This is a genomic window from Pseudomonas sp. GM102, assembly GCF_000282555.1.
Lineage (GTDB): Bacteria > Pseudomonadota > Gammaproteobacteria > Pseudomonadales > Pseudomonadaceae > Aquipseudomonas.
In genome coordinates, this window is sequence record NZ_AKJB01000072.1 from 1 (window position 1) to 18,078 (window position 18,078).

Sequence of the window (18,078 nt, forward strand, 5' to 3'; positions counted from 1 at the left end):
GCGAAGCCGCCATTGGCGGTGCGCTGGGCGCAGCAGGCGGTAACGTGGTCGGCCGCAGCATGGGCGGCACCACCGGCAGCCTGATCGGCTCCGCAGCAGGCGGCGGCGCCGGTGGCGCGCTGGGTAACTACATGGGCAACAAGAGCGATGATGACGATGATCGTCGTTCCTATCGTCGTGGTTATGACGATGATGATCGTCGCTACTACCGTGGTCACCCGGGTCGCGGCCATGCCTATGGCCATCGCAAGCATAAACATCGCTATCGCGACTGAGGCTTGAATCGCCCCGTTTACCGGTAGATCAAAAAATCGCAGCCCTCGGGCTGCGATTTTTTTTGCGCCTCAAACCGCCAGTCGCTCCAATGCCCCGCGCAATCCGGCAGGAATCGCCACCGGTTGATTCGACGCCCGATCGACGAACACATGCACGAAGCGCCCTGCCGCACAGGCTTCATCTTCTCCAGCCTTGAACACCGCCAGCTCGTATTGCACCGAGCTATTGCCCAACTTGCCGACCCGCAGGCCGATCTCGATCCGATCCGGAAAAGCGATAGAGGCAAAGTAGTCGCAAGCCGAACTCACCACAAAACCCACCACTTCGCCGTCATGGATATCCAGGCCGCCGACTTCGATCAGATAGGTGTTCACCGCCGTGTCGAAGAAGCTGTAGTAGGTGACGTTATTGACGTGACCGTAGGTGTCATTGTCGTGCCAGCGAGTGGTGATGGGCTGGAAGTGCGGGTAGTCGGTGCGTTGGGGCATCGGGTTGGACATCAGTGTTGGTTCCTGGAGTTGAACAGCGAGTCTAAAGCGAAAACCGCGTTACCGTTCTTCGCGAGCAAGCCCGCTCCCACAGTTGATCTTGGTCGCACACGAAATCTGTGTTCCATGAAGATTCAGTATGGGAGCGGGCTTGCTCGCGAAGGCGCCTTCACAGACGCCACATAAAATCACACGTCAGCGAACCCTCGCCCCTCTGCCGCCAGTTCACCAATCAACCGCGCCGGCGCCCAGTGATCGCCCTGCTTGGTCTCAAGCTGCAACAACCGCAGATGAATATCTTCCAACCCTTGCTGATCCGCCCAGGCCATCGGCCCGCCCTTGTCCGCCGGGAAGCCATAACCGTTGAGGTAGACCAGATCGATGTCGTGCGCCGACGTCGCAATACCTTCCTGAAGAATCTTCGCCCCTTCGTTGACCAGCGCCAGCAAACAACGCTCTAGAACCTCTTCAGGGCCGATCTCACGACGCTGGAACCCCAACCCTTCGCTGACTCCCAGTACCAGCGCATCGACGTCCACATCATGCTCAGCCTGGCGACTGCCCGGTTCGTAGTGGTAATACCCGTCGCCACTCTTCTGACCAAAACGCCCGAGCTCGCACAAGCGGTTGTCCACTTGAACTTCCGGCGCATCCTGGCCTATGCCGGCCAGCTCCCGAGCACGCCATTCCAGATCGATGCCGACCACGTCGTACATGCGGAACGGCCCCATGGCGAATCCAAAACCTTGCAGCGCCGCATCCACCTGATAAGGCAAAGCGCCTTCCAGCAGCATCTTGCGCGCTTCGAGCACGTAGGGATGCAGCATGCGGTTACCAATGAAACCGTGGCAGTTGCCCGATACCACGCTGACCTTGCCCATGCGCTTGCCCAGCACCAGGGCCGCATCAAGCACCGCCGGCGCCGTCTGGGCGCCGCGCACGATCTCCAACAATTTCATGATGTGCGCCGGGCTGAAGAAATGCAGACCCAAGACCTGTTGCGGACGGCGAGTGGCAGCGGCGATGGCGTCAATGTCCAGCGCTGAGGTATTACTGGCCAGAATCGCCTCAGGTTTCATCACGCCGTCGAGTTCGCGGAAGATTTTCTGTTTCAACTCGAGGTTTTCGTAGACCGCTTCGATGACCAGATCGACATCGCGGATCGCCGCGTAATCGGCAGCCGCCGTCACCCGTGCAATGCGCGCATCCGCCTCGGCCTGATCGATCCGTCCCTGACGCACGTTGTGGGCGTAAGTCTCAGCCACGCTGGTCAGCGCTTGCTCAAGCATCTGCGGATTGTTATCGACCCATTGCACCGGCACCCCGGCGTTGGCCAGGCACATGACAATGCCACGGCCCATGGTGCCCGCACCGATCACGGCGGCGCGCTGAATATCGAACGGTGTCTGGCTCATGGTTGTTCTCTTGTTAGCGATCCAAAGACAGTCCTCACCATAGTCAGGCGCCGGGCTTTTTTGAAATTTATTCCTGTGATGAGCGACATTCAGGGGATGGATGTGCGTTCAAAATAAAAACCATCAAGACAGTTGCTCCCACATTGACGGGGTTTCAGCTTGGCAGATGTGCTTGAGCCCCGTCGCGCACGTCGCCATACGGATAATCCTCCAACGCCGCAAACCCCGGAATCGACCGCGCCTTGAGCTTGGTAAATAACGGCACGCTGATCCCGCACAGAAACCGCGTGACGCGCTCTGCCGATGGAGCACTCCCCGTGTGCTGCTCGTGCTTGTGGATAAAATCAGCACACAGCGCCTCGAAACTTTTATCCACAAGCGCCGGCAATTCTGGCGGTGCCGGCAACCGCGCCACGTGACCGTGACACACGGAACAATGCCCGCACTGCTTCGGTGCGTTTTCGTCGCCGAAGTACTCCGCCAGGCGATAGCCCAGGCAGTGGTCAGTCGCGAACAGGTCCAGCATGGCGTGAATCCGAGCGATCTCAGTGCGCTCGTGTTGGGTGAAGTAGGCGTGCAATTCAGTGCTCAGGGTTTGGGAATCAAAGTCCGCTTGCAGCAGGCTGTAGACCTCGGTCATCTGCTTGCTTTCGACCTCGACCCAGCCCTTTTCCTGGAAGTAATCCAGCGCCTTGACCACCCGACTGCGCTCGGCGGAATACTGCTCATACAGCGCATCGAAATTCACCGTGGCCCAAGTCCGTGCGCGACTGGAGGTCTGGATGATCGCCGAGACGAAGTCCTTTCGCTCACCTTCAAATCGGGCAAGCAATGCTTCGGGTTCCTGCAAATACTTGAAGCGGTACTCGGCGTAATAGGCATAACGCGGTGCGATTATTGCGCGCAACTCCAGCTGTACCAGCAAGGTCTTGAGCGGTAACTGGCGAATGTTGCTCTGATCGGCCAAAGGTCCCAGCAGAAACTCCCACTGCCCCTCGGGCACAGCAGCTTGCAACTCCTCGAGCACGCAACGAATGCCGTCCCGCTCCGGCGTGTCACCGTAGACGAAGTTTTCCAGCACGTTGAGACTGTCGCGGTTGGCCAGCACCAGGCAATCGGATGGCTGCCCGTCACGCCCGGCGCGACCGATTTCCTGGCTGTAGTTTTCGATGGATTTAGGCAGGTCGAAATGCACCACATTGCGGATATCGCTTTTATCGATGCCCATGCCGAAGGCAATGGTGGCGACGATGCAGTTGGACTGCCCGCCCATGAAGCGCTTTTGTATCCCTTCCCGTTGTTCATGGGGCAAACCGGCGTGATAGGCCTCGGCCTGAATACCATTACGCCCCAGATGTTCGGCGATATGCTCGGCGGTTTTCTGCAGGGTGACGTAGACAATACTCGGCTGGCCGGGACGCTGACTCATCCACTCGACAAGGCGTCGTCGCTTGTCCTGGCCGCGTACCGGTTCCACCAACAGATTGAGGTTGGGTCGGTAGAAGCCAGTGGTCACCACATCCTCGGGGGCGATGGCGAATTTGGCCTCCATGTCGGCAATCACCTTGGGTGTCGCGGTGGCGGTCAGCAGCAGGGCCTGAGGAATGTTGAACTGGCGTTGGTAGTCCGGCAGCTTGAGGTAATCGGGGCGGAAGTTGTGACCCCATTCAGAGATGCAGTGAGCCTCGTCCACCACCAGCAGCGAGATCGGCACCTGCTGCAAAAAATGGCGGAAGCGCTCGTTCTTCAGGCGCTCCACGGAAATCATCAGAATCTTCAATTCCCCGGACTTTGCCCGGGCCATCACATCGCTGGCGTCATCGCGGCTCTGGGCCGAATCGATACTGCCCGCCGCAATGCCGTGGCGCTGCAAAAACGCTAACTGATCCTGCATCAACGCCAGCAACGGCGAGACCACCAGCGTCAGGTGCGGCAACAACAAGGCTGGCAATTGATAGCAAAGAGACTTGCCCGAACCGGTAGGGAAAATCGCCGCCGCCGAGCGCCCGGCCAACACAGCACTGACCGCAGCCTCCTGACCCGGCCGAAACTGTGGATAACCGAAAACCTGTTCCAGGGTGTTGTGCATAAGCTGTCACTCCGTTGACCGCTGCGAAGCCCAAAGCCTAGCCGGCGATAGCAGCGAGTCGAGAAAAGGTCAGGGGCAAAAACGATACGGGATGATACAGCGGATAGAACCAGGCCACGGTAAGGCTTGAGGAAAAGGGGTGTTTGTCAGATCGCCTTCGCGAGCAGGCTCGCTCCCACAGTCGACCGAGTTCTTGCTTGGCGACTCGGTCTAATGTGGGAGCGAGCCTGCTCGCGATGAGGCCAGCACAGTCACTCCAAAATTCATAAACACACTCAGGGCACCAACACCGCCACCCGCAGTTGCTCATCCAGCGCCTGCTCATGAAACACCTGGCTCTTGCTCGCCCAAACCGCATGGGCCGGGCTGATTTCGCCAGTGAACGCCGCCGCCAACTGACGCAAATCCGCGACACTTCGCACACGGGGGCAAAAGGGTTCACCGTCACAGTTCTGACTGGCGTTGCGATAGGTAACCAGCAACCGATCCCACAACCCCTCACGCACTTGCCTGACCGACTTGAGCTTCACAGCCTGCACGCCCAGTCGCTGTTTCAGACCCTGTTCGTCCAGCGCTTCGCTGGCCAGCAGTGCCTTGCCCACCATCAACACCTCGGCGCGGGATGCGGTGTCGACGTCTGCCTGAGTGGTCAGGGCATCCGGCCAACCGGTGCGGTCCATGTTGGCGAGGACCAGCGAATTACCCACATCGGCAGCGCCGGTGAAACGGCAAACACCGGCCCACAACAACAATATCGAGGCCATACGCAGCCATTGCATACCTAATTCCCTTTAAGAGTCGACTCAGACGTTTCGAAACGTCCTACAAATTCTGGCGCGCACCCTACGGAGGTTTGATGCGTTACGCCTGACAATCCCGTAGGAATATCGACCTCTCGGAGAAAAAGCTTAAAAAATAGTCGGAGGGTGCGTAGGCAAAGGTCGACAGCGCCGGTAAACCCCCTACAAAACCTGTCCATTTACGTCTTATTGCGACGCCTCGCCGCCGCCCTCTATAGTTTCCGACGCGGCAGAAAACACTGTGTCGGCCCGCCGGCGAGCCTGCCCGACTTCCCACAGGACTGATCTCGATGAACACGTTCAACTCGCTAACCGACCGTTATTGCCCGCTCAAAACCAACTACAGCGATACCCCCGTGCTGGTCATCGACACCGAAGCCAATCCGCACGAGATTCTCGATGCCGCCCAGCAACGCATCCGCGCCGCCAGCGACCTGCTCGAAACGCTCTATTGCCTGTGCTTCAAACAGGCCGACGTGAAAGACATCCCCAATATCGTCAACGCGCTTTACTTGCTGACTCAAGATGGCTGCCAACTTCTTGAAACCGCCAAGCAACTCATCAAATAATATTTTCAAACAACAACTAACACCTCTCACAAAAACAGCAACAACTAATCACTTCACTATTCAGACAATACAAACTAGCGTGCCAGCTCTTATATCAAGCAAGGGCAACACAAATGACTGTATTAACTATTTTCTTCTGCGGCACAGGCTCAACTAAATTCGACACCACTAATGAAAATTACTGGGACGGCGAACTGGTATCGACACTTGCCTCCCACCATCTTGGCAGGGAGTTCGCCGAATGGATCGTGGTCGATGGTCCCGGCAGCGGTAATCTGCAAGCCGACGATCTCTTTACCAAATCCGAGGAGTACGGTCTCAGCGGCACACTGTTCGGCAAAGGCTGGGAGCAAAACGTCCAGCATGCGATTAACATCATCAAAGGCCAGTGTAGCTGGCAGCGCGAGCAATTGACCGAAGAAGAATACAACCGCCTCAAAGCGGCCGGCATCCCCATCGAAGACGTAAAAGTTGAAGGCTCGTGGTTCTGGCGCAAATACAACTATGGCGATCGCAGCGTGACCCAGCAGGCGTTGCAAGAACAGATCATTAAAACCTTCCGCAAGGACGGTGTTATTCCCACCCAAGTAAACCTGGTGGGCTGGAGTCGCGGCGGTATTAGTTGCCACATGCTGGCCAACGCCATGCTCAAGGACACCGCACTTAAAAACATTCCGGTAAATATCTTTGCGATTGATCCGGTGCCTGGCATTAGCAACTTCCAGGACGACAAAGTCAAACTCGGTGCCAACGTCAAGGAATACGTAGGTTTCTATGCCCGGGACGAACGCTCGAAAGGCTTCTGCTGCGTCATCCCGCAAACCGTCACCGGCACCCAAACCCACATTTACCCCATACCCGGCCGTCACGCCACCGTGGCAGGCAATGCCTCCCCCGACGGCGTCAACGGCCCGAAAACCCTGGCCGAGCCAGGCCGGTTCGTCCGCCACTTTGCCGAAGTCTGCCTCCAGCGTTGGGGCGTGCAACTGGACAAGTCGTTGAACCTGACCCACGCCGATCTGGAGAACCTTGGCAAAGCCATGGTCGACGCCGAAGCGAAGTACCGGCTGATGCACAACTACTCCTACACCTACTTCACCGAACTGGATCAAGGCGAACGCTACGTTTCGCTGGGCAGCAAAGGGGTCAACTTCTCGGCGGTGAAAGGCACGGTCTACACCCCGGCAACCGGGTTGGCCACTAACGTGCTGGATGTTGCGGCGTATCAGCATATTTGTTGATCGGGTGGGCGGCGCTGGGCGATAGCTTGCCTGCGGTGGGCGCGGGAATTCTAAAAACTATGCGGGGGTAGGTTGAATGACGGAGAAAAACCGCGACAACGGTTTTGAAGCGCAAATCGACAATGCGGCCTACGAGGCTGATGCCGGTCAGTTAAGTGAAGGCTCGTCAGACATAAGACCCGTGGCGAGGGGGCTTGCCCCCGTTCGGCTGCGAAGCAGTCGCAAACCCGATGCATGCGGTGTGCCTGGCAGTACGAGAGTGCAGGTTTTAGGGCTGCTTCGCAGTCCAACGGGGGCAAGCCCCCTCGCCACAGGCTCTCCACTCGCATGTCCTTTTCTTAACTCGCTGGAACTAGCCTACGAGGAATGGTTTATCAAGCAGGTGCAAGCCAGCCTCGATGCCCCTCGGACGAGCATTCAGGATAAAGAAGCCAGGCGTTTGATGGCGGAAAAACGCGAAGTGTTTAAGCGGTTACCGGATCGGTAGGAACGGCCTATCAATGCTTCATCCCGTTCCTACAACAGAAGACTCCTTGTCGCCTATCGCTGCCCTGTAGCTCAAATCTATAGTCGTGACTGTCGCTGCCAAATCAGCGACCGGGCTTGGTCACCCGAGTAGAGAACTCATTTCGCTTCCGTTGTATGCTGCGACACCTCAAGTGCCTGCACGCTATATGGTGGCTGTGTTCGGGACGTCTTCGGGCGTACCGGCAAAGTGAGTTCTCACCGGTTTGACCAACCCGAACACAGTCCGCCTCCCATCGCTTGGTCACGATGGTGGTGGTTTTCTCGTAATGCACTTGAGAATTCTCACTATGAATAACTGGAATAAGTTCACAACCGAACGCTACCGCCCGCTCCAATCCAGCCTCACCGATTCCCCGCCCCTGATCATCGACACAGAGGCCAACCCCCAGGACATCCTCGAAGCCGCCCTCCAGCGCATCCGAGCCTCCAGTGATCTCCTCAAAACCTTGCACTGCGTTTGCTTCAAACATGGCGACGTAGAAGACATCCCCCACATCACCCACGCGCTCTACCTGCTGACCCAGGACGGCTGCGACCTGCTCAAGGTTGCCCAGCAACGCATGCTGAACTGGAAAGCTCCGGTCTGACACCAAGTGAAGATCCTTCCCACGCTCCGCGTGGGAATGCCTCTACGGACGCTCCGCGTTCGGCTCTTGGAACACCGAGCGCCGAAAGCCGTCATCGAACACTGGAGATAATCATGAGCAAGTTTTTTGATGAGTTAATGGAAAGCGTGCAACAGATGAACGAAATCATCCGTGGTGGGCGTGAGCCTTCTCGCGAATTCCATGTTGATGCGTTGCAAGTCCAAGAAATTCATAAGGCTACCGATCTGACTCAGGCCAAGTTCGCAGCGTTGATTGACGACCGACTCGCCGCAAAGTCAGACTTAATCAGCCTCATCGATATACACCCGACGGTAGATGCACCATGAACCTCGCCCCCAACTTCCCCGACGACCACACCATGCACCTGCTCATGCAGCTGCTGCACGAAGAACTTGGCCTACCTGAACGTAAAATGCTCAGCCTCAGCACCTCGATCAATTTCGACCTGAGCTGCGACGGCGCTGATGCGCGGCATTTGATGGAAGCGCTAGAAGAACAGTTTGGGATCGACTTCGTGGACTACGACGCCTATCGCTATTTCCAGCCGGAAGGGTTTGATGTGTTTCTCAAGCGCAGGGCGAAAGGACGCGGAAACAAAATCCCACTGACCATTGGCATGCTCTACCAAGCGATCAAGGTGCAACGGTGGGATACACAAGGATTGGAAGGCCTGTAACGCGTATATCGCCACTCAACTGCTGCAACCACCCCCCGATACAAGTGGCATTATTCTGGCTGTTTAAGCCTATTTCGACTGGAATAATGGCAGTTAATGATGATCTATCAAATCCTGTCCGCTGCTAACAAGCTGATCCCGTAACCTCGTGAGACAGTGAAGCGGCATTTCCATTAAGTGATATTATTCTGGCAGTTTAGGCTTAAAAGTGAAGGAATAATGGCATATGGCTAAGAAAACAGCGCCACTTTTGCCCGCCGCATCCAAGCTGCTCTCTGAGTTTGGCGAGCGAATGAAACTCGCTCGACTGCGCCGAAAACTGACAGCCAAGCAAGTCGCCGAAAGGGCTGGCATGTCACTGACAACACTGCGCAATCTGGAGTCAGGCGGAGCAGGTGTGACCATGGGCGCGTATTTGTCGGTCATGCAGGTGCTGGGGCTGGAAAAGGACTTGAGCAAGCTCGCCGCAGTGGATGAGTTAGGGCGCCAACTGCAAGATGCTCAGTTAACCCCCGGAGCGAAACTCACAGTCAATAAACGCCGAAGCGCACGAAGCATTGCTGCGACCAGAACGCCGCCCCCCGCTGATGAAAAGAGCGGCCAATTCATTGAAAAATCCGGTCCCGAATCAAATCGCATTCCTGATTTCCCTTTCAGCACCCACTCGTTATCTCGCTTGGTGATCAAGAAAAAAAACAAACCTACGGAAAGTGAAAAATGACATTAATCGCTGTGTATGCCGACTGGGAAACCTTGAACGGTCCAAGACGACTTGGGTTCTTGCACGCCAGAAAGACTCGCTCCACAAACGTATTTGAGTTTGAGTACGACTCTGCCGCACTGGCCGATCCAGCGTTAAATTTCATTTCTCTTGATCCTCGCATCGGGCTTTTTGAAGGCCGTCAGTACCCAGGTCAACATCAGAGCCGGTTTGGCCTATTTGCTGACTCAAGCCCTGATCGGTGGGGTCAGTTGCTGATGAAACGTCGGCTGGAGCGAGATATCCGCGAGGGCTTGGTACCTGACGGAACCAAGCTGTACGAATCCGACTTTCTTTTGGGGGTTCATGACCGCTACCGGGTCGGGGCGATCCGCTACAAACTCAATGATCAAGGCAATTTTCTGGATGATCGCGATGGATTGGCTGCTCCGCCCTTCGTCGAGTTACGCGCCTTGGAGCAGGCAAGTCGCGCCTTGGAGAGCGATGAGGACAACACTGCTCCCGATGGACGTGAATGGTTGAGAATGTTGATTGCACCAGGCGGCTCATTGGGTGGAGCCAGACCTAAGGCCAGCGTCGCTGACGAAGCTGGTCACTTGTGGATCGCCAAATTCCCAAGCACTCGTGATGACTATGACGTCGGCGGTTGGGAACTGGTAGTGAATGCCTTGGCGGATAGCTGCGGGCTGCGGGTAGCGAATGGTGTGGCGCAACGCTTCGCGAGCGATCATCACTGCTTCATGGTTAAGCGCTTCGACCGAACAAAAAATGGTGGTCGACTGCATTTCGCCTCAGCCATGACCATGACAGATAGGGTAGACGGCGACGATGCATCGGCAGGTGCCAGCTACCTGGAGTTGGCTGAAGTGCTCATGAAGCACGGTTCAGAAACTAACGCGGATCTTCGCGAGCTATGGTCTCGTATCGTGTTCAACATCTTGGTTTCCAATACCGACGACCACCTGCGCAATCATGGTTTTATCCTTGATCCTGGTCGAGGATGGCGCCTGTCTGAAGCCTACGATATGAACCCGGTACCACATGCCGATGGATTGAAACTCAACATCACCGATTCAGACAACGCCCTGGATCTTGAGCTCGCTCGCGAAGTTGCAGAGTACTTCCGTATCAGCCGTAAAGACGCAGACGAAATTATCGAGAATTTCCGGGAAGCTGTCAGCCAATGGTCAACCGTGGCTAGCGCTTTGGGGCTTTCGAAGCGAGAGAGAGACAACATGGCCCCAGCGTTTCGGCTGGCAGGTAATTAGCCTCAACGCACCAACTACAGCTCATGGCTTCGATTCACGCTTCCTCCCCACACTCGGTCGCCCTCATGCAGTTGCGCTTCACTTCGTCCGCTGTGGCCAGCCTAGGGGGCTTTCACCCACAAGATTGCGACCATGCTGGGTGCCCACAAAAAAAAGCCGCCCTCAAAGGGCGGCTTTCTCTTACCTCAAACCACTACCGATACTTACAACTTCGGCCCAGCAGCCTTGATCGCGTCGCTCACATCGAACTTCTTGAAGTTCTCAACAAACAACCCAGCCAATGCTTTAGCGGCTTCATCGTAAGCAGCCTTGTCAGCCCAGGTATTACGTGGGTTCAACAGGCCAGTCTCAACGCCCGGTACGGCCAGTGGCACGTCGAGGTTGATGGTGTCCAGGTGCTCAGTCTCGGCACCAATCAACGCGCCGCTCTGGATTGCTGCGATCACGCCACGGGTGGTCGGGATGTTGAAGCGTTTGCCGACGCCGTAGCCGCCGCCGGTCCAGCCGGTGTTTACCAGATAGACCTTGGAGCCGAAGCCGCGGATGCGCTTGATCAGCAGTTCTGCGTATTCGCCGGCCGGGCGCGGGAAGAATGGTGCGCCAAAGCAGGTGGAGAAGGTCGACTTGATGCCGCTGCCGGAACCCATTTCGGTCGAGCCCACCAGAGCGGTGTAGCCGGACAGGAAGTGGTAGGCCGCTTGTTCTTCGCTGAGGATCGAGACTGGCGGCAATACGCCGGTCAGGTCGCAGGTCAGGAAGATCACCGCGTTTGGCTCGCCACCGAGGTTCTTCTCGGAACGCTTCTCGACGTGCTCCAGCGGGTAGGCGGCGCGGCTGTTCTGGGTCAGGCTGCCGTCGGCGTAGTCAGCTTTCTTGGCGTCGTCCAGGACAACGTTTTCCAGGACTGCGCCGTGCTTGATGGCTTTCCAGATGACCGGTTCGTTCTTCTCGGACAGGTCGATGCACTTGGCATAGCAACCGCCTTCGATGTTGAACACCACGCCCTCGCCCCAGCCGTGTTCGTCGTCACCGATCAGGTAACGGCTTTCGTCGGCGGACAGGGTGGTCTTGCCGGTACCGGACAGACCGAAGAACAGGGTCACGTCGCCTTCTTCACCGATGTTGGCAGCGCAGTGCATTGGCAGCACGTCAGCGGCCGGCAGCAGGAAGTTCTGCACCGAGAACATAGCTTTCTTCATTTCACCGGCGTAGCGCATGCCGGCGATCAGCACTTTCTTCTGGGCGAAGTTGAGGATCACGCAGCCATCGGAGTTGGTGCCATCACGCTCTGGCACGCATTCGAAGTTGGCGACGTTGAGAACTTGCCACTCTTCACGACCCGCCGGGTTGTACTGGGCCGGGTTGATGAACAGGCAACGACCGAACAGGTTCTGCCAGGCAGTCTGGGTGGTCATCTTCACGGCCAGGTAGTGCTCTTCGGCAGCACCTACGTGCACGTGGGAAACGAAATGCTCTTGCGCGTTGTTGAAGGCCTCGACGCGAGCCCACAGGGCATCGAACTTGTCGGCCGGGAACTTGCGGTTGATCGGGCCCCAGGCGATGGCGTCCTGGGTGGTCGGCTCTTCAACGATGAAACGATCGACTGGCGAACGGCCGGTACGGTGACCGGTGCGAACAACCAGCGCGCCGGTATCGGCAAGCTCGCCTTCACCGCGCTTCAGGGCTTCTTTAACCAGATCATCAACACTCAGATCGGTGTACACGGCGTTATTGGCTTGCGTCATGAGGTTCCCCGTCGGCCAGTGGCCGAGTGCTCCAAACGTTTTGTAGTAGAAAGTCGTGCACTACTACCGCGAAAAAAGTGGGCCGGATTATGCCAGAAAAGCCCAAAAAGTGTAGGGCCCTCCCGTCAGAACGGCGTTATTCCGGCGTTAAGCAGTGAATTTACCTGCACTGAAACGTTTTAGTGACGGGTATCTGACGGCGTATCGACCCCTGCACCCGCAAACAATTGGGTGATATCGGCTGCGTCGAACAGGTAACGTTCATTGCAAAACTGACAATCGATCTCGATGCGGCCGCCATGTTCGACGACCAGCTTCTGAGCATCTTCCAGACCCAAACTGACCAGCGCATTGCCCGAGCGTTCCCGGGAGCAACTGCAATGGAAGCGTAGTTTCTGCACATCGAACAGGCGCACCTGCTCTTCATGATAGAGGCGATGGAGCACGGTTTCGTTGTCCAGGCTCAGCAATTCATCGGCGGTCAGCGTGCCGCCCAGCGTGGTGATGTGCTGCCAGCTGGCGGCGCGTTCTTCTTCGTCTTTCAGACGGTCGGCAGGCAATTGCTGCAGCAACAGGCCACGGGCACGACGGCCATCGGCGTAGAGCCAGAAGCGAGTATTGGTCTGTTGGGACATGACGAAGTAATTGGTAAAGCACTCCGACAGGGTCGCGCCGTCGAGGTCGACGATGCCTTGGTAGCGTTGGCCCTGAGTCGGGTCGACGGTCAGCGCCAGCACGCCATTGGGCATCAAGTCGGCGAGGGTCGCGTCGGGGGCGATCTGGTCGGCTTCGTAACGAGCCAGGCCACGGATTTCGCGCTCGCTGGAGCACTCAATCATCAGCAACGGCACCGGGCCTTCGGAACGGGCCTGAAGAATCAGCAAGCCATCGAACTTCAAGGTGCCAACTAGCAACGCTGCCGCCGCCATCAGCTCGCCCAGCAATTGCGCGACCGGCTCCGGATAGGCGTGTTTGGCGAGGACTTCGGCATAGCTACGCTCCAACCCAACCAGCTCGCCGCGGGTGTCGCTGTCATCGAAGATGAAGCGTTGGGTGTAGTCGTTATCCGATAGATTGGTCATAGGTCTGGGTATCTGAAAGGGTGACAAAAAATGAAAATCGCGTCATTTCCGCATTTTGGGACGGGAAAAGTTCAGCCATAAGGGCATTTTATGAACAATCCGGGGTTGTTCCAAGCAAGGTCAAACCTCGGTTTTCGACGAACGGCATTTTCACTTTGCCGCTGTCGAGTACACCCATATGGCTGCACAGGTGCGCGATTGCAAGTCTGCGCCCGACGGTGATCACTACTCGTCGTTGCTATTACCACGAAACTTGAACAGATCCCGGCGCTGTTTCTTGCTTGGCTTGCCATCGGTGCTCACGCCCAACGCCCCGGCCTTGCGCATGGCCGCAGCCGCTTCACGTTTGGCGATGCTGGCTTCGGTTTCGGCATACAGGGCCTGAGCCTCCGGCGCGCCACGACGCACGATCGACAGCGCCTGGACCACCACCGTGCGCTCCTCGAAGCCGGTGCGAATCTGAAACTCATCGCCGACCCTCGGCTCCTTGCCTGGCTTGCAGCGCTCGCCCCGGCAATGCACCTTTCCACTCTCAATCGCCGCCTTGGCCAAGGCACGTGTTTTATAAAAACGCGCGGCCCACAACCATTTATCGAGACGGACCTTGTCGTCCTCTTCGCTTTTTTGTGCCATTGGATGACCTCATTCTGAAATATCGATGAACTGTACTACCGTTTCTGTCGTGCCATGAATCACCACGCTGTGGATTAGAATGCAGGCATTCCCCCGCACATTGAGGGATGGAAATCCGGGCAGTAGATATCTGTCGCCTTTTACCCATTATTCTGCGTGAATACCGCGAATTCGGCCGCACGCGGTCTGAGCGGTTTTTGCCGGTTGAGCACTTTTGAAGACATTTGACCATTTGACCGTTATCGGTCTGCGCGAGTGGGTGGCGCTCCCGGATTTGGGAGTCGCTGGCCTTCGGGCAAAAATCGACACCGGCGCCAGCACCTCCAGCCTGCATGCCACCGATATCGAGCCGTTTGAGCGCGATGGGGAACAGTGGGTGCGCTTTACCGCGCACCTGGGCACGGTGGTGCAACTGCGGCACCGGCGCTGCGAAGCCCCGCTGGTAACGAGGAAAACCATTAAAAGCTCCAATGGCCATGCGCAGATGCGCTATGTGGTCAGCACCACCCTGGCCCTCGGTGATCGGGTCTGGCGGGTCGAGTTCACCCTCGCCTGCCGCAAGTCCATGCGCTATCGCCTGTTACTCGGTTCCAAAGCCCTGATCGACGGCCAGTTGGTGGTCAATCCGGGCATTAAATATGTACAAGACAAGCCGGTGTTCCCGGTATCTACCTTCTCCACAGGTGTTGCATGAAGATCGCTGTGCTGTCGCGGAACCCGCGTCTGTATTCCACCCGTCGTCTGGTCGAAGCCGGTATCGAGCGTGGCCATGAAATGGTGGTGATCGACACCCTGCGCGCCTACATGAACATTGCCAGCCACAAGCCGCAGATCCACTACCGTGGCAAACCGCTGGAAGGTTTCGATGCAGTGATCCCGCGGATCGGTGCATCGGTGACGTTTTATGGCTGCGCGGTGCTGCGCCAGTTCGAAATGATGGGAGTGTTTCCGCTCAACGAATCGGTAGCCATCGCTCGTTCGCGAGACAAACTGCGTTCACTGCAATTGCTGTCGCGCCGGGGGATCGGTTTGCCGGTCACCGGCTTTGCCCACTCTCCGGATGACATTCCTGACTTGATCGAGATGGTCAACGGCGCACCGCTGGTGATCAAGGTACTGGAAGGCACTCAGGGCATCGGTGTGGTGCTGTGTGAAACGGCGACGGCGGCGGAATCGGTGATCGAGGCCTTCATGGGCCTGAAGCAAAACATCATGGTTCAGGAATACATCAAGGAAGCCGGCGGCGCGGACATTCGTTGCTTCGTGGTCGGCGACAAGGTGATCGCGGCGATGAAGCGTCAGGCCAAGCCGGGGGAATTTCGCTCCAACCTGCATCGCGGCGGCAGTGCGAGCCTGATCAAGATCACGCCGGAAGAACGCATGACCGCATTGCGTGCAGCGAAGGTCATGGGGTTGGCAGTGGCGGGAGTGGACATCCTGCGTTCCAACCATGGGCCGCTGGTGATGGAAGTGAACTCGTCGCCGGGGCTTGAAGGGATTGAAACCACCACCGGGAAGAACGTGGCGGGGATCATCATCGAGCATCTGGAGAAGAATGGCGGGCCGAATATGACGCGGACCAAAGGCAAGGGTTGAGACTTACTCGGTCCCTGTGGCGAGGGAGCTTGCTCCCGCTGGAGGCCGAAGGACTCCCGATTCCGGCAACCGTATTCCTTTATTGAAATACGGTTGCCGGGTTTTGCGGCGGCTGCGCAACCGAGCGGGAGCAAGCTCCCTCGCCACAGAGGTTGTGTACTTCGCTTAAACCGCATCCCTCGGCAACATCAACCCAAGCGGCAACCGCACCCGCGCTTCAAGCCCACCACCGGACCGATTGCGCAGCTCGACATTGCCGCCATGCATCGAAGCGATTCGCTTCACGATCGCCAACCCCAACCCGGTCCCCTTCCCGCCCCGGGCCCGATCGCCACGGGTGAACGGATTGAAGATCGCCTCCAGCTCCGACGGATCGATCCCCGCGCCACGGTCCATGACGCTCAGCACCACATACGGTGCACTGGTATCCCCGGACACGTAAGCCGCCACTTCGACGCCGCTGCCAGCATGATGCAAGGCATTACCGATCAGGTTGTTCAGCAGCCGTTTCATCGACACCCGACGCAACGGGAACGGCTGAATCGGCTCCAGGCGCAAGTGCACTTTCTCTTCGTTCTGGTTATACGGCGCGGCGACTTCGCGAACCAGATCGCTCAGGTCCACTTCTTCCACCGACTCGTCACGTCCGTCACGAATGAATGCCAGGAACTGGTCGAGAATCGCGTCCATGTCTTCGATGTCGCGGATCATGTCGTCCGTCAGGTCGCTGTGATCACCCATCAGCTCCAGGGACAGCCGCAAGCGGGTCAGCGGCGTGCGCAGGTCGTGGGACACCCCTGCCAGCATCAGTTCCCGTTCGCGCCCCGCCTGTTCGACGTCTTCAGCCATCTGGTTGAAGGCGCGATAAACCTCGGTCATCTCGCTCGGTGTATCACTGATCGGCAGGCGCACGCTGCGGCCCTGACCGAGTTGCCTCGCGGCATAAACCAGACGTTTGAGCGGTTGATTGAGCTGGCTGACGAAGATCCACGCCGAGGCGGTGGACAGTAAGCCGATGGCGAGGAACCAACCGAGCACGTTCCAGATTTTCTGGCCGCGCAACGGGTGCGGGTACAGCGGCACTTTCAGCCAGCCATCGCCCAGGCTGGGCGCCCGAACCCACAGCGCCGGCGGTGAGTGCATGCGTAATCGCACTTCGGTGTCGGCGCCCAGTTCATCCTGCATCTGGCGCTGGTAGATCTCGCTGTAAGGCCAGTGTTGTTCGCCTTCCGGCACACCGGCACCCACCACCCGAATCAGGGTCGCGGCATCGGCGATTTTGGTGCGGTTTTCTTCATCGGCGGCCCAATAGGCACGCAGCGTCAGGGCGACGCCGTGGCTGTATTGGCGATCCACCAGCACATCTTCGTTCATCAACAGATAAACCAGGGTCAGCGCCTTGGAGAACAGGACGACGATCAGCACCAGCCACAGGGTGCGGGAGAAGAAGCTCTGGGGGAACCAAACAGGGGTTTTCATGGGTAACCGCTACACACTTGCAGGAGCGAGCATGCTCGCATATTGCGGATCGCGGGTCTGCGGGAAAGGTCATCTGACCCCTTGCCCGCAAGACCCGCTCCTACAAATCACCAATCACTTCGTGGCGGCGCCATCCGGAACGAACACGTAGCCCACGCCCCAGACGGTCTGGATGTAGCGTGGTTTGGATGGATCGGGTTCGATCATCCGGCGCAGACGGGAAATCTGCACGTCGATGGAACGCTCCAGGGCATCCCACTCGCGACCACGGGCCAAATTCATCAGCTTGTCGCGGGTCAGTGGCTGACGCGCGTTCATGACCAACGCCTTGAGCACCGCGAACTCACCGGTGGTGAGCATGTGCACTTCGTCGCCGCGCTTCAGTTCGCGGGTGGCCAGGGACAGTTCGTAGTCACCGAAGGTCACGCTTTCGTCTTCGCTGCCCGGTGCGCCCGGCACTGGTGCCGCCTGACGCCGCAGAACCGCTTTGACACGAGCCATCAGCTCGTCCGGGTTGAACGGCTTGGCCAGGTAATCGTCGGCGCCCAGTTCCAGGCCCTTGATGCGGCTAAGCTCATCGCCCTTGGCGGTCAGCATGATGATCGGAATCTGATTGTTCGCCGTGCGCAGGCGGCGGCAAGCGGTCAGGCCGTCTTCGCCGGGCAGCATCAGGTCGAGGACGACCAGGTTGAACACTTCACGCGCCAGCAGGCGGTCCATTTGTTCCGTGTTCGGGACGGCGCGGGCACGGTAGCCCTTGCTGACGAAAAAACGCTCCAGCAGGCTGCTCAGCCCGGGATCGTCGTCAACAATAAGAATTTTTTCGCCTTCAGCAATGTTTGCAGTGCTGCTCATTGGATGCTC

Annotated in this window: 20 protein-coding genes; 11 read left to right on the forward strand and 9 right to left on the reverse strand. The window is 57.7% G+C overall.

Annotated elements, in window-relative coordinates:
• A partial coding sequence (locus PMI18_RS10445) for a glycine zipper domain-containing protein (RefSeq protein ID WP_007903046.1) occupies positions 1-275 on the forward strand: 275 nt, incomplete at its 5' end.
• A gap of 69 nt (positions 276-344) precedes the next feature.
• On the opposite strand, the gene PMI18_RS10440 is transcribed toward PMI18_RS10445, so the two are convergent.
• The 4 genes from PMI18_RS10440 to PMI18_RS10425 all read right to left on the reverse strand — a co-directional run bounded on the left by PMI18_RS10440 (position 345) and on the right by PMI18_RS10425 (position 5,047).
• Positions 345-776 carry an acyl-CoA thioesterase gene (locus tag PMI18_RS10440; RefSeq protein WP_007903048.1) on the reverse strand — a complete coding sequence of 144 codons (432 nt, stop codon included), beginning with the start codon at positions 774-776 and terminating at the stop codon, positions 345-347.
• A gap of 176 nt (positions 777-952) precedes the next feature.
• Positions 953-2,179 (reverse strand): 3-hydroxyacyl-CoA dehydrogenase, encoded by a 1,227-nt coding sequence (locus PMI18_RS10435; protein ID WP_007903049.1) that lies wholly within the window; start codon positions 2,177-2,179, stop codon positions 953-955.
• 154 nt (positions 2,180-2,333) lie between these two features.
• Complete coding sequence (locus PMI18_RS10430; RefSeq protein ID WP_007903051.1) at positions 2,334-4,268, reverse strand: RecQ family ATP-dependent DNA helicase; 1,935 nt, start codon at positions 4,266-4,268, stop codon at positions 2,334-2,336.
• A gap of 275 nt (positions 4,269-4,543) precedes the next feature.
• Positions 4,544-5,047, reverse strand: a complete 504-nt coding sequence (locus tag PMI18_RS10425) for a hypothetical protein (protein WP_007903052.1) — start codon at positions 5,045-5,047, stop codon at positions 4,544-4,546.
• Positions 5,048-5,358: 311 nt separating this feature from the next.
• Here PMI18_RS10425 and PMI18_RS10420 point away from each other — a divergent pair, with 311 nt between their 5' ends.
• From PMI18_RS10420 to PMI18_RS10385, 8 genes are all read left to right on the forward strand, one after another.
• Complete coding sequence (locus PMI18_RS10420; protein WP_007903053.1) at positions 5,359-5,637, forward strand: hypothetical protein; 279 nt, start codon at positions 5,359-5,361, stop codon at positions 5,635-5,637.
• Positions 5,638-5,750: 113 nt separating this feature from the next.
• Complete coding sequence (locus PMI18_RS10415; protein WP_007903054.1) at positions 5,751-6,878, forward strand: hypothetical protein; 1,128 nt, start codon at positions 5,751-5,753, stop codon at positions 6,876-6,878.
• A 76-nt stretch (positions 6,879-6,954) separates the two neighbouring features.
• A complete protein-coding gene (locus tag PMI18_RS10410; RefSeq protein ID WP_007903055.1) occupies positions 6,955-7,365 on the forward strand; it encodes a hypothetical protein in 411 nt (136 codons plus the stop codon).
• 328 nt (positions 7,366-7,693) lie between these two features.
• Positions 7,694-7,993 carry a hypothetical protein gene (locus PMI18_RS10405; RefSeq protein WP_007903061.1) on the forward strand — a complete coding sequence of 100 codons (300 nt, stop codon included), beginning with the start codon at positions 7,694-7,696 and terminating at the stop codon, positions 7,991-7,993.
• Positions 7,994-8,106: 113 nt separating this feature from the next.
• Positions 8,107-8,340: a hypothetical protein gene (locus PMI18_RS10400; protein WP_007903063.1), complete on the forward strand. Its 234-nt coding sequence runs from the start codon at positions 8,107-8,109 to the stop codon at positions 8,338-8,340.
• A complete protein-coding gene (locus PMI18_RS10395; protein ID WP_007903065.1) occupies positions 8,337-8,690 on the forward strand; it encodes a DUF1493 family protein in 354 nt (117 codons plus the stop codon). The genes PMI18_RS10400 and PMI18_RS10395 overlap by 4 nt, the downstream gene beginning before the upstream one ends.
• Positions 8,691-8,916: 226 nt before the next feature.
• A complete protein-coding gene (locus PMI18_RS10390; RefSeq protein WP_007903068.1) occupies positions 8,917-9,411 on the forward strand; it encodes a helix-turn-helix domain-containing protein in 495 nt (164 codons plus the stop codon).
• A complete protein-coding gene (locus PMI18_RS10385) occupies positions 9,408-10,679 on the forward strand; it encodes a type II toxin-antitoxin system HipA family toxin (protein WP_007903070.1) in 1,272 nt (423 codons plus the stop codon). Before PMI18_RS10390 ends, PMI18_RS10385 begins: the two co-directional genes overlap by 4 nt.
• A 203-nt stretch (positions 10,680-10,882) precedes the next feature.
• On the opposite strand, the gene PMI18_RS10380 is transcribed toward PMI18_RS10385, so the two are convergent.
• From PMI18_RS10380 to PMI18_RS10370, 3 genes are all read right to left on the reverse strand, one after another.
• Positions 10,883-12,424, reverse strand: a complete 1,542-nt coding sequence (locus PMI18_RS10380; RefSeq protein WP_007903072.1) for a phosphoenolpyruvate carboxykinase — start codon at positions 12,422-12,424, stop codon at positions 10,883-10,885.
• Between the two features lie 179 nt (positions 12,425-12,603).
• On the reverse strand, positions 12,604-13,506 hold the full coding sequence (gene hslO / locus PMI18_RS10375) for an Hsp33 family molecular chaperone HslO (protein ID WP_007903074.1): 903 nt from the start codon (positions 13,504-13,506) through the stop codon (positions 12,604-12,606).
• Between the two features lie 225 nt (positions 13,507-13,731).
• Positions 13,732-14,139, reverse strand: a complete 408-nt coding sequence (locus PMI18_RS10370; RefSeq protein WP_007903079.1) for an RNA-binding S4 domain-containing protein — start codon at positions 14,137-14,139, stop codon at positions 13,732-13,734.
• Between the two features lie 214 nt (positions 14,140-14,353).
• Between PMI18_RS10370 and rimB the strand changes: the two genes are divergently transcribed.
• A complete protein-coding gene (gene rimB / locus PMI18_RS10365) occupies positions 14,354-14,833 on the forward strand; it encodes a retropepsin-like aspartic endopeptidase RimB (RefSeq protein WP_007903080.1) in 480 nt (159 codons plus the stop codon).
• Positions 14,830-15,735 (forward strand): 30S ribosomal protein S6--L-glutamate ligase, encoded by a 906-nt coding sequence (gene rimK, locus PMI18_RS10360; protein WP_007903081.1) that lies wholly within the window; start codon positions 14,830-14,832, stop codon positions 15,733-15,735. Before rimB ends, rimK begins: the two co-directional genes overlap by 4 nt.
• A gap of 165 nt (positions 15,736-15,900) precedes the next feature.
• On the opposite strand, the gene PMI18_RS10355 is transcribed toward rimK, so the two are convergent.
• Positions 15,901-17,214 carry an ATP-binding protein gene (locus PMI18_RS10355; RefSeq protein ID WP_007903083.1) on the reverse strand — a complete coding sequence of 438 codons (1,314 nt, stop codon included), beginning with the start codon at positions 17,212-17,214 and terminating at the stop codon, positions 15,901-15,903.
• Positions 17,215-17,328: 114 nt separating this feature from the next.
• Positions 17,329-18,069 (reverse strand): osmolarity response regulator transcription factor OmpR, encoded by a 741-nt coding sequence (gene ompR, locus PMI18_RS10350; RefSeq protein WP_007903084.1) that lies wholly within the window; start codon positions 18,067-18,069, stop codon positions 17,329-17,331.
• Between the last annotated feature and the right edge of the window lie 9 nt (positions 18,070-18,078).

What these genes read in the sequence shown, in the direction of transcription:
- PMI18_RS10435 (WP_007903049.1), bottom strand. Translation starts at nt 2,179, where the DNA reads ATGAGCCAGACACCGTTCGATATTCAGCGCGCCGCCGTGATCGGTGCG.
- PMI18_RS10410 (WP_007903055.1), top strand. Translation starts at nt 6,955, where the DNA reads ATGACGGAGAAAAACCGCGACAACGGTTTTGAAGCGCAAATCGACAAT.
- PMI18_RS10440 (WP_007903048.1), bottom strand. Translation starts at nt 776, where the DNA reads ATGTCCAACCCGATGCCCCAACGCACCGACTACCCGCACTTCCAGCCC.
- PMI18_RS10430 (WP_007903051.1), bottom strand. Translation starts at nt 4,268, where the DNA reads ATGCACAACACCCTGGAACAGGTTTTCGGTTATCCACAGTTTCGGCCG.
- PMI18_RS10405 (WP_007903061.1), top strand. Translation starts at nt 7,694, where the DNA reads ATGAATAACTGGAATAAGTTCACAACCGAACGCTACCGCCCGCTCCAA.
- PMI18_RS10390 (WP_007903068.1), top strand. Translation starts at nt 8,917, where the DNA reads ATGGCTAAGAAAACAGCGCCACTTTTGCCCGCCGCATCCAAGCTGCTC.
- ompR (WP_007903084.1), bottom strand. Translation starts at nt 18,069, where the DNA reads ATGAGCAGCACTGCAAACATTGCTGAAGGCGAAAAAATTCTTATTGTT.
- PMI18_RS10370 (WP_007903079.1), bottom strand. Translation starts at nt 14,139, where the DNA reads ATGGCACAAAAAAGCGAAGAGGACGACAAGGTCCGTCTCGATAAATGG.
- hslO (WP_007903074.1), bottom strand. Translation starts at nt 13,506, where the DNA reads ATGACCAATCTATCGGATAACGACTACACCCAACGCTTCATCTTCGAT.
- PMI18_RS10420 (WP_007903053.1), top strand. Translation starts at nt 5,359, where the DNA reads ATGAACACGTTCAACTCGCTAACCGACCGTTATTGCCCGCTCAAAACC.
- PMI18_RS10355 (WP_007903083.1), bottom strand. Translation starts at nt 17,214, where the DNA reads ATGAAAACCCCTGTTTGGTTCCCCCAGAGCTTCTTCTCCCGCACCCTG.
- PMI18_RS10380 (WP_007903072.1), bottom strand. Translation starts at nt 12,424, where the DNA reads ATGACGCAAGCCAATAACGCCGTGTACACCGATCTGAGTGTTGATGAT.
- PMI18_RS10385 (WP_007903070.1), top strand. Translation starts at nt 9,408, where the DNA reads ATGACATTAATCGCTGTGTATGCCGACTGGGAAACCTTGAACGGTCCA.
- PMI18_RS10415 (WP_007903054.1), top strand. Translation starts at nt 5,751, where the DNA reads ATGACTGTATTAACTATTTTCTTCTGCGGCACAGGCTCAACTAAATTC.
- PMI18_RS10395 (WP_007903065.1), top strand. Translation starts at nt 8,337, where the DNA reads ATGAACCTCGCCCCCAACTTCCCCGACGACCACACCATGCACCTGCTC.
- PMI18_RS10425 (WP_007903052.1), bottom strand. Translation starts at nt 5,047, where the DNA reads ATGCAATGGCTGCGTATGGCCTCGATATTGTTGTTGTGGGCCGGTGTT.
- rimK (WP_007903081.1), top strand. Translation starts at nt 14,830, where the DNA reads ATGAAGATCGCTGTGCTGTCGCGGAACCCGCGTCTGTATTCCACCCGT.
- PMI18_RS10400 (WP_007903063.1), top strand. Translation starts at nt 8,107, where the DNA reads ATGAGCAAGTTTTTTGATGAGTTAATGGAAAGCGTGCAACAGATGAAC.